Raw genomic sequence first — 11,307 nt, forward strand, 5'->3', positions numbered from 1 at the left:
GCTCCCTGCGGCCCGCGGCGAGGCGAGCATCAGGGGGAGGCCGACCGCGGATGAAGGCATGGACCCGTCTGCGCGCACGCCGCAAGACCCTCATCGGCACGGCCGTCGTCACGGCCGCGACGCTCGCGATCGGCACGATGGCGTTCGCCTACGACGGCAACCCGACGACCGAGGTCGACCTGCACGACGGGAGCGTGTGGATCACGCGCTCATCCAGCCTCCTCGTCGGCCACTTCAACCACGAGTCGCGCCTCCTCGACGGGAGCCTGCGGACGACGAGCGAGCGCTACGACATCCGGCAGGACGGCGGCAACGTCCTCGTCGTCGACGAGGCGGATGCGGCGGTCGCCGTCGTGAACCCCTCGACCGTCTCGCTCGGCGATCGCGTCGAGCTCCCCGGCAACGCGCGGGTCGAGCTCGGCGGCGACACGGTCGCGATCCTCGACCCGGAGTCGGGCGACCTCTTCGTCGCGCCGGTCGCGGCCCTCGGCGGGTTCGACCCGGCGGAGGCCGAGCCGGTGGCCGAGCTCGGCGAGGGAGCCGCTGTCACGGTCGGGCTCGATGGCACCGTGCACGCGGTCTCGCCGAAGAAGGGCATCGTGACAGTTCCCGTCACGGCGGAGGGCGAGCCCGGCGAGCCCGAGGCGCGGGAGCTGGACCTCGAGAAGGGCGCCGAGCTCTCGATCACGTCGGTCGGCGACCGGGCGGTCGTGCTCGATCGGTCGACGGGCGTCGTGCACCTCGACGACGGCACCGAGATCGAGGTCCCGGGAGGGAAGGAGGCGGCGCTCGCCCTCGACGCCGCCGCGGCGTCGAGCGTCACGGCCGCGACCGCCTCCGAGCTCGTCACGATCCCTCTCGACGGCTCCGAGATCGTCTCCGCCCCGAGCGGCGCGGGCCCCGGCGACCCGGTCGAGCCCGTCGTCCTCGGCGGATGCGCGTACGCGGCCTGGGCGGGCGCCGGCCAGTTCCTGCGGGACTGCGCGGGCGATGCGCACGACCTCTCCACCGCGGTGCAGGACTACGACTCCGATGGCGAGCTCGTCTTCCGCGTGAACCGCGACGTCGTCATGCTCAACGACTCCGTGAGCGGCGCGGCATGGCTCGCGAGCGACTCGATGCTCCGCGTCGACAACTGGGACGAGCTCACTCCGCCCGACGACGGCGACGAGGAGCAGGAGGAGGAGACGACCGAGGAGACGCTCGAGACGACGCTGCCCGAGCGGAGCGAGGAGAACACCGTCCCGATCGCGGCAGACGACCGGTTCGGCGTCCGCGCGGGGCGCACGACGATCATCCCCGTGCTCGACAACGACTCCGATCCCGACGGCGACGTCCTCACCGTCTCCCTGCCCGACGGGAGCCCCGACTTCGCGGACGTCCAGCTCATCCACAACGGGACGTCGCTGCAGGTCGCGGTGCCCGAGGGACGCACGGGCTCGGGCAGCTTCACATACCAGGTCGACGACGGCCGCGAAGGGCGGGACCGCGCGACCGTGCGCATCGACGTTCACCCGGAATCGCAGAACGCGGGGCCGGAGCAGACGCGCACGCCGACCGTCGCGGTCGAGACCGGCGGCACCGTCACCTACGACGTCATGCCCGACTGGCGCGACGACGACGGCGACGACACCTATCTCGTCGACGTCTTCCCCGCCGAGGGCGACGAGGCGGACTTCACCTCGGATGGGCGCATCACCTACCGTGCGATCTCCGGCGCGCAGGGGCCGCTCGAGGTCGAGGTGGTCGTCTCGGACGGGAGGCTCGCGCAATCGGGCACGCTCAAGCTCGACGTGCGGCCGGCCGGCTCCGCCCCTCCGGTGACGAACGCCGACCACGTCGTCGTGCGGCTGGGACAGCAGGCGACCGTCTCCCCGCTCGCGAACGACATCTCCGCGAGCATCGACCCGCTGCGGCTGACGCGTGTCGACGAGGAGGAGGGGCTCATCATCACCCCCGACTTCTCCGACAAGACCTTCACGGTGGAGGGGACGCGCGTGGGCACGAGATACGTGCAGTACCTCGCGGCGTCGGGAGCCGACGGCGTGCCGGGTCTCGTCCGAGTCGACGTCGTCGCCGACGAGGGCAGCGACCTGCCGCCCGTCGCGGTGCGCGATCTCGCCCTCCTCCCGGCGGGCGGCGAGGTGCTCGCCGGCGTGCTCGACAACGACTCCGACCCCGCCGGCGGCGTCCTCGTCGTGCAGTCCGTGTCGGTGCCCGACGACGCGGGCATCTCCGTCTCGGTCCTCGGCCACGAGACGCTCCGCATCGCGGACCGCGCCCAGCTCGCGGAGCAGACCACGGTGACGTACCGGCTGTCGAACGGGAAGGAGAGCGTCGAGGGCGAGGTCGTGATCATCCCCGTCCCCGCCGACGAGAAGCTCCGGCCTCCCGTCGCGAACGACGACGAGGTGGTCGTCCGCGCGAACGATCTCGTCACCATCCCGGTCCTCGACAACGACTACCACCCGAACGACGACGAGATCCACGTCGCCCCCGAGCTCGTGGAGGCGCCGTCGGCCGAGGCCGGGCAGATGTTCGTGTCGGAGGACACCGTGCGCTTCCGCGCGAGCGATGTCGCTCAGACGGTGTACGCGACCTACGACGTCGTCGACTCGACCGGGCAGAAGGACGCCGGCCTCATCACGATCCAGGTGGTTCCCGTCGACGCCGAGACGAACGCGCCGCCGAACCCGCCCGACGTGACCGTGCGCGCCCTCGCCGGCGAGACCGCGAACATCCCGATCCCGCTGAACGGCATCGATCCCGACGGCGACTCGGTCGAGCTCGTCGAGCCCGCGTCCGCCGCGAAGCGGGGGACGATCGACGAGGTCGCCGTCGACCATCTCGTCTACCGCGCCTACGACGACGCCGCGGGGCTCGACACCTTCACGTACCGCGTGCGCGACGCGCTCGGCGCTGAGGCGATCGGGACCATCCGCGTGGGAGTGGCGCCCGCCGAGTCCGCGAACCAGGCGCCCTACGCCGTGACCGACTCGCTCCACGTGCGTCCGGGGCGCATCGTCGCCGTCCCCGTCCTCGCCAACGACTCCGACCCCGAGGGCAAGCAGCTGCTCGTCGTCCCCGACGGGCTCGTGGTCCCCGACGTCGACGGGCTCGAGGCGGAGACTCTGCCCGGCCACGTCGAGATCACGGCGCCCGGCCGCGAGATGGAGACCTCGGTCCAGTACACGATCGAGGACGAGCACGGCGCACGCGCGCAGGGCGTGATCCAGGTGACCGTCGACGACGAGGTGCCGCTGCAGGCTCCCGTCGCGAAGGACGCCCATGTGCTCCCGGCCGACATCCAGGACGACTTCACCGCCGACGTCGATCTGCGCGAGCGGCTCTCGGATCCCGACGGCACGCCGAGCACCCTCGAGCTGACGGCGGACGGCGGCGAGCTCGTCGACCCCGAGGCCGGCGTCCTCCGGGTGTCGATCGGGGAGGAGCGGCAGCTCATCCCCTTCACCGCGACCGACGAGGACGGCCTGACCGCGACGGCGTACGTGCACGTCCCCGCGAGAGCCGACCTCCGCCCCGTCCGCACGAGCACGGAGCCCGTCGTCGTCCAGAGCGGCGAGACGGTCGAGATCGCCCTCGCGGACCACGTGCGCTCGGCGACCGGCGACCCGGTGGTCATCACCGAGGCGGCGAAGGTGCAGGCGGGCAACAGCGACGGCTCGCCGCTCGTGCGCGACCAGCAGACCCTCGTCTACACCTCGGCGTACCGCTGGTCGGGCGACGACGCCATCACGTTCGAGGTCACCGACGGGACGTCGCCGGACGACCCCAGCGGCACGAAGGCGACGCTGTCCATCCCGATCCACGTGCTCCCACCCGAGAACGAGCCGCCCGAGTTCGTCGACAGCGAGCTGACGGTGGGGGCCGGCGACGGCCCCGCCACGCTCGACCTCGCGCCGCTCGCGAGCGACATCGACGAGGACGACCTGACCTTCGCGGTCGCCGCCACCGCGGACGCCGGCGATGTCGCCGTCTCGATCGACGGCACCGTCCTCACCGTGGAGGCCCAGCCCGACAGCGCGGGCACGGAGCGCACCGTCAGCGTGACCGTCTCGGACGGCGTCAACGACCCCGTCCGCGGCGAGGTGCGCGTGGCCGTGACCGCATCGAGCAAGCCGCTGCCGGTCGCGAACGACGACGTCTTCGACGCATGGAACCAGGGCGAGACGCTCACGGTGCCCGTCCTCGACAACGACGTGAACCCGTTCCCCGAGACCCCGCTCGAGCTGCTCTCGGCGACCCTCGAGACCGGCGAGGCCGAGGTCGCGGCCGAGGGCGACCAGGTCGTCGTGACGCCCGCGGCGGACTTCCACGGGACGGTCGTCGTCCGCTACCGCATCGCCGACGCCACGGGGGATCAGTCGCGGATGGTCGAGGGCCGCGTGCGCGTCACCGTGCGCGGCGTGCCGGATGCGCCCGGCAAGCCCACGGTCTCGAGCGTGCAGGACCGCAAGGTCGCGCTCAGCTGGACGCCGCCGTCGGACAACGGCGCGACGATCGCCGAGTACGTCGTCACGAGTGTCGCGGGCGATTACGAGAAGCGCTGCGCCGCGACGACGTGCACGCTCGACGGGCTCACGAACAACGTCGAGTACCGGTTCACGGTCGTCGCCGTGAACGAGGTCGGCGCATCCGAGCCCTCGCTGCCCAGCCAGCCCGCCCGCCCCGATGCGCGCCCCGATCAGCCGCAGGCTCCCAAGCTGCCGTCGTTCGGCGATCGCGCCCTCGGGGTCACCTGGGAGACGCCGGAGACCCCCGGCTCGCCGGTCTCGAGCTTCACGCTCGAGATATCGCCCGCGCCGCCCAACGGGATCTCGCAGAAGACCGGCGTCACGGGCAACAAGATCACGTGGGAGGGCCTCGAGAACGGCACCGCCTACCGGGTGCGGGTGCGCGCGCACAACCAGGCGCCCGACCCGTCGAGCTGGAGCGCCTGGTCGGCGGCCAACATCCCGGCGGCGCCCCCGGCCGTCCCCGCGCAGCCGTCCGCGCAGATGGCGGCGCCGGTCGGCGATCAGGCGCAGATGACCGTCTCCTGGACGAAGCCGGCGACGAACGGCGACGAGATCGACGCCTACCAGCTGCAGGTGCTCCGGGGCGGCGAGCTCGTGCGCACGGTGGACGTCCCCGGCGACCAGACGACGCAGAACGTGACGCTCGACACGTCCGAGACGGACTACCGCTTCCGCGTGCAGGCGAAGAACAAGGCCGGCTGGAGCGGCTGGAGCACGGAGTCCGAGCCGCGACGGGCGTACACCGCGCCCGATGCGCCCACGAACGTGAAGGCCGCGCCCCACGACAACAGCATCTCCGTGAGCTGGACGCCGGCCGCGCGCAACGGCATCAAGGAGAGCGAGATCAGCTGGCAGTACTCGCTCAACGGCGGCGCGTGGAGCAGCCAGTGGTCGGGGGCCGCGAATCCGGCCGGATCGACGATCGCCCAGGGCATCTCGAACGGCGCGTCGTACACCGTCAGCATCCGCGCGGTCTACGCGGCCACCCTGGGCACCGGCAACGGGACCGTGGCGAGCCAGGGCTCGGCGCCGTCGAACGCCGTCGTCCCGTTCGGACCCGTCCGGAACCCCACGGTCGACGCCCAGCGCACGGGCGATGGTCGCGAGATCACCTACTCGTGGGCCGCTCCGCAGCCGAACGGGCGCGACGTCGCGATGCAGATCCGCATCGACGGCGGCGCGTGGCAGAGCGTCGACGACACCGGCTCGACGAGCGCCCGGTACGGCTACTCGACGACGCACACGATCGAAGCCCGCGCGACGGACACCGAGGGGCAGCAGAGCGCGATCGTCTCGGCGAAGGCGACCACCGTGCCCGAGGCGAAGGCCTGGACGACGCAGGGGCCTGACCGCAGCGCCAAGGACGAGAAGAACTGCGACACGGACAACTGCGAGTACCTCGTCCTCAACACGGAGAACTTCCCCGAGGGCGACTACCGCGCGACCTGCAACGACGCCGACGGCGCGTTCCGCGACGTGGGCGTCATCCACATCCCCGCCAACGGCTCCATCTACGTCGGGAAGAACCCGCACTGCTACTTCGGTTCGCCCGGCGACACGGTCTACGTCCACATCGAGGGCTGGGGCAACGCGCAGTCCGTCGTCTGGCGCTGACCGCCCACCTGAGAAGAGAGAACACGCATGACGATGACGCCCGAGCAGGCATCCTGGTTCGAGGGGACCTTCGCGCGCCTCGTCGACAACGTCGACCGCGCCCTCATGGGCAAGCGCGACGTCGTCGGGCTCGTGCTCTCGGCGATGCTCGCCGAGGGCCACGTGCTGCTCGAGGACGCACCCGGAACCGGCAAGACGAGCCTCGCGAAGGCGCTCGCGGCGACCGTGCAGGGCACCTCGAACCGCATCCAGTTCACCCCCGACCTCCTGCCGAGCGACGTCACCGGCGTGACGATCTACGACCAGCAGAGCCACCGCTTCGAGTTCCACCGCGGGCCCGTGTTCGCGTCGATCGTGCTCGCGGACGAGATCAACCGCGCCTCTCCCAAGACGCAGTCCGCGCTCCTCGAGGTCATGGAGGAGTCGCGCGTCACGGTCGACGGCGTCGCGCACGACGTGGGCCGCCCCTTCCTCGTGATCGCGACGCAGAACCCCATCGAGCAGGCGGGCACGTACAAGCTGCCCGAGGCGCAGCTCGACCGCTTCCTCATCAAGACCTCGATCGGGTACCCGACGGTCGAGGTGACCGAGCGCATCCTTGCGGGCTCCGCCGACCGCAACCCCTCCGCGGGGCTCACCCCGATCATCACGACGGGCGCCGTGGCCGACATGGCCGACCTCGCGGCGACCGCGCACGTCGAGCCCAGCGTGCTGCGCTACGCCGCCGAGCTCGCGGAGGCGACCAGGGACGACTCCGACACGATGCTCGGCGTCTCGGTGCGCGGCGCGATCGCGATGGTGCGCCTCGCCAAGGTGCGTGCGGCGTCGCTCGGGCGCCACTACGTCCTCCCCGACGACATCAAGGCGCTCACCGGCCCGGTCTGGACCCACCGCCTCGTGCTCGACCCGGAGGCGGAGTTCTCGGGCGCGACCGCGGAGCGCGTGATCGCGCGCGTCGTGTCGCAGGTGCCGGCGCCGCAGGTGCGATGAGCGCGGAGGCGCCGGAGGCGGTCGAGGCCGGGCAGGCGGAGGAGCGGGCAGGCTGGGTCGCGGTCCTCCGCTACGTCCTCGCGCGCGGATGGCGCGGCGTCCGCGTCGTCGCGGCCGTCGTCCGTCCGCTCGGCTGGGTCCTCCTCGTCGCCGCCGTCGCGCTGTGGGTCCTCGGCATCGCGTTCGGGTGGGTCGAGGTGCGCGCGATCGCCGCCATCCTCACCGCGACCCTCGTGCTCTGCGCGGGCTTCCTCTTCGGGCGCACGTCGTACGACGTCGAGCTCGACCTCACGCGCACGCGCGTCGTCGTCGGCGAGCGTGCGGTCGGCGCGCTCCGGCTCGCGAACACCGGCAGCCGCGCCATCCTCCCCTCCCGGATCGTCCTGCCGGTCGGATCGGGGCGCGGCGTCTTCGGCATCCCGCAGCTCGCGCCGGAGGAGTCGATCGAGGAGCTGTTCGCGATCCCGACCCAGCGCCGCGCCGTGCTGCCGGTCGGGCCCGTGAGCATCGTGCGGGGAGACCCGCTCGGGCTGTACGAGCGGATCGACCGCCGCGACGAGCCCGTCGACCTGTACGTCCACCCGCGCACGGTGAGACTGGATGGGCAGTCGATCGGCTTCGTGCGGGATCTCGAGGGCATGGAGACGCGCGACCTCGCGCGCGACGACATCGCCTTCCACGCGCTCTCGGAGTACCAGCCCGGCGACGACCTCCGTCACGTGCACTGGCGCTCGACCGCCCGCACGGGCACGCTCATGATGCGCACGTACGAGCAGACCCGCCGCTCGCACTTCGTCATCGGCCTGTCGACCGCGACCGCCGACTACGCGTCGCCCGAGGAGTTCGAGACCGCGATCTCGGCGGGCGGCTCGCTGGGCCTGCGCGCCATCCGCGACGCCTTCCACGTGGATGTGCGGACGCCGGCCGGTCCGCTTCGCGCCGGCACCGGTCGCCAGCTGCTCGACTCGCTCTCGGGTGTCGAGCACAGTCGTGCGCGGGCGGGGAGGGTGGCCGACCTCGCCGGCGCGGTCGCCGCGGCGGCTCCGCTCGCGAGCGTCGTCGTGCTCCTGTGCGGCAGCACGGCTGACCCCGCCGACCTCCGCGACGCCGCGTCGCGTCTGCCGCTCGGCGCACGCACGCTCATCGTCGTGTCCGCCGCCGACGCGGATACCGGGCGCCGGCGCATCGGCGAGACCGACGTGCTCACCCTCGCGACGGTCGACGACCTGCCGCGCGCGCTGCGGAAGGTGCTCGGATGAGCGCGCGCGACAGCGGGCGCCTGGGCGGATGGCGAGGCGACGCGATCGACCTGGGCGCGGTCGCGCTGCTCCTGCTCGTCCCCGTGATCGGCTTCGCGCCGACCTTCGACGGACCGCAGTACCTGATCCCCGCGCTCGCCGGCCTCGTGCTCGGGCTCGGGATCGCCTGGACGGGTGCCGTCCGGCGGTGGAGCGTCCTCCTGCTCGCAGCGGCCGCCGTGGGCGTGTACTTCGTGCTCGGCGGGGCGCTCGCGCTGCCGCACACGGCGATCGGCGGGGTGATCCCGACCATCCACACGCTCCGCCAGCTGGCGGCGGGCGTCGTGACGTCGTGGAAGTCGCTGCTCACCTCGATCGCACCGGTCGCGGCCGCCGACGGGCACCTCATCGTGCCGCTCCTCCTCTCGCTCGCCTTCGCGACGCTCGCGGGGAGCCTCGCTCTGCGCGTCGTCCCCGCGGCCTGGACGCTCGTGCCCGCCGCGGCGCTGCTCGTGCTCCAGATCGCCCTCGGGACGGCGCAGCCCGCCGCGCCGTTCGTGCAGGCGGCCGTGTTCGCCGTCGTCGCGGTCGCCTGGCTCGCGCTGCGGACGGCGCTCGCGCCGCAGCGGAGCGCGGTCGCGACGGCCGAGTCGCCACAGGCCGACGGGGGTCGCTCGAGCGTCGTCCGCCGGGTCGTGTCGGGCGCCGTCGTCCTCGCGATCGCGGCGGGTGCGGGCGCGGTCTCGCTCGCCCTCGCGCCCGCGAACGAGACCCGCTACGTGCTGCGCGAGGTGATCATCCCGCCGTTCGACATCCGCGAGTACCCGAGCCCCCTGCAGTCGTTCCGGCTCTACGTGCGCGACTTCGACGAGGACGCCCTCTTCACGGTCCGGGGCCTGCCGAGCGGGGCCCGCCTGCGACTCGCGACGATGGACGCCTACTCGGGAGTGGTCTACGACGTCGCCGACTCGTCGAGCGACTTCACCCCCATCCGCTCGAACATGGCGCAGGGGGCCGCGGGGGAGGCCGCGCGCCTCACGGTCGAGGTCGGCGGCTACGAGGGGGTCTGGGTTCCGGCCGCCGGCGCGGTGCGCAGCCTCGCGTTCGACGGCGACCGCGGAGAGAGCCTGCGCCGCAGCGCGTACTACAACGCCGACACGGGCACCGCGGTCGTCCGCGACGGGCTCCGCGAGGGCGATCGGTACACCGCCGATGTCGTCATCCCGCCGACGTCGGCCGACGAGGCGCTCGCCGACGACGACTTCGCGGACGTCGACCTGCCGCGGCCCGTCGACGTTCCCGGCGATGTCGCCGAGCTCGCCGCCGACGCGGTCGCGGAGGCGCGCACGCCGATCGAGAAGGCACGCGCCCTCACATCGTTCCTCTCGGAGGGCGGCTTCTTCAGCCACGGTCTCGAGGGCGAGGTCCCCTCCCGCGCGGGACACGGGTCGCAGCGCATCGCGAGCCTGCTCGGCGCCGAGCAGATGGTCGGCGACGACGAGCAGTACGCGGTCGCGATGGCGCTCATGGCACGGGAGCTCGGCATCCCGGCGCGCGTCGTGCTGGGCTTCCACCCCGGCGAGGACGAGACGGCGGAGAACCCGTACGTCGTCACGGGCGACGACGTGCACGCGTGGGTCGAGATCGCCTTCGAGGACGCCGGATGGGTCGCCTTCGACCCCACGCCCCCCGAGGACCAGCAGCCGAACGACCAGACGACCCGGCCGAAGAGCGCACCCAAGCCGCAGGTGCTGCAGCCGCCTCCGCCTCCGCAGGAGCCGGTCGAGCTCCCGCCGCTCGTGCCCGACGATCGGAAGGCGGATGAGGACGCCGAGCCCGAGGACGGCGCTCTCGGCCTGATCCTCCTCGTGGGCGGGGCCGGCGTCTCCGTCCTCCTCCTGCTGCTCGCGCCCTTCGTCGTGATCGGCGCCGTGAAGGCCGCCCGCCGTCGCCGACGGCGCGCGGCAGAGCGCGCGGCCGACCGCATCAGCGGCGGCTGGGATGAGCTGCGCGATCGCGCCGTCGACTACCGCGCGTACCCGCTCGACGGCACGTCGGCCGGAGGAACGCGCTCGGAGGAGGCCGCCGTGCTCGTCGCGACGCTCGAGGACGCCCGCGTGACCGACCTCGCCGCGCGCGCGGACGCCGGCGTCTTCGGGCCGGGCGAGCCCGACCCCGAATTCGTCGCGGCGTTCTGGAGCGAGGTCGACGCCCTGGTGGACGGGATGGGCGAGAAGGCGACATTCTGGAGTCGCCTGCGCGCCCGACTGAGCCTGCGCTCGCTGCGGCGCAGGACCGGATCGTCGTGGATCCGGAGGCTGCGCGCCGCCGCGGCCGATCGACGGAAGGATGGCTGACATGACCGCGTCGAATCCCCACCGCGCACTGCTGCCGCCCGGGTACGGGCTGCCGGCCGCTGCGCCCGCGCCGCGCCCTGCTCCGCTCGGCCGGCGCGCCGGCGCCTACATCGTCGACATGCTCATCGTCGGCGCGGTGATGTCCGTGCTCTCGGGCGTCACGGTGTGGGTCGCGATGAACGGCCCGCTGTGGCTCACGCTGACGCTCTCCGCGGTCGTCGGCCTGCTCGCGATCGGCTGGGTCCTCCTCTACAGCTGGTGGCAGGGCACCCGTCGCGGGACGCCGGGCATGCGCGCCCTGCGCGTGCGGCTCGTCCGCGACGACGACGGCGCGCCCCTCGGGTTCGGCCGCGCCTTCCTGCGCAACGTGATCTGGGGCCTCGGCGCCGCCATCGTCGTCGGGTACTTCTCGCCCCTGTTCGACGGCTCCCCGTGGCACCGCGGATGGCACGATCGGGTCGCCGGATCGCGGATGGTCGACGCCGACTCCGCGCGCGACGCCGCTCCGCTGGACCAGGCGAGCGCGCCTGCGGCCCCCGCCGCGCCCGCGGCGGCGGTGCCGCCGCTGCC

Annotated in this window: 5 protein-coding genes; all 5 read left to right on the forward strand. The window is 73.1% G+C overall.

Going from position 1 to position 11,307, the window contains the following annotated elements; translation table 11 throughout:
- Positions 1 to 50: 50 nt before the first annotated feature.
- Positions 51 to 6,152, forward strand: a complete 6,102-nt coding sequence (locus tag ACOWU6_RS05970; protein ID WP_421075062.1) for an Ig-like domain-containing protein — start codon at positions 51 to 53, stop codon at positions 6,150 to 6,152.
- Between the two features lie 27 nt (positions 6,153 to 6,179).
- Positions 6,180 to 7,142, forward strand: coding sequence for an AAA family ATPase (locus tag ACOWU6_RS05975; protein ID WP_282979370.1), 963 nt, complete (start codon positions 6,180 to 6,182; stop codon positions 7,140 to 7,142).
- Positions 7,139 to 8,401, forward strand: coding sequence for a DUF58 domain-containing protein (locus ACOWU6_RS05980; RefSeq protein WP_421075063.1), 1,263 nt, complete (start codon positions 7,139 to 7,141; stop codon positions 8,399 to 8,401). The genes ACOWU6_RS05975 and ACOWU6_RS05980 overlap by 4 nt, the downstream gene beginning before the upstream one ends.
- The gene (locus ACOWU6_RS05985) at positions 8,398 to 10,737 is read left to right on the forward strand and encodes a transglutaminase domain-containing protein (protein WP_421075064.1); all 2,340 of its coding nucleotides are present in this window, start codon (positions 8,398 to 8,400) and stop codon (positions 10,735 to 10,737) included. Before ACOWU6_RS05980 ends, ACOWU6_RS05985 begins: the two co-directional genes overlap by 4 nt.
- Before the next feature lies 1 nt (position 10,738).
- The coding region (locus tag ACOWU6_RS05990) for an RDD family protein (RefSeq protein WP_421075065.1) at positions 10,739 to 11,307 on the forward strand (569 nt) is incomplete at its 3' end.

The organism is Microbacterium sp. SA156, from assembly GCF_049065455.1.
Taxonomy (GTDB): domain Bacteria; phylum Actinomycetota; class Actinomycetes; order Actinomycetales; family Microbacteriaceae; genus Microbacterium; species Microbacterium barkeri.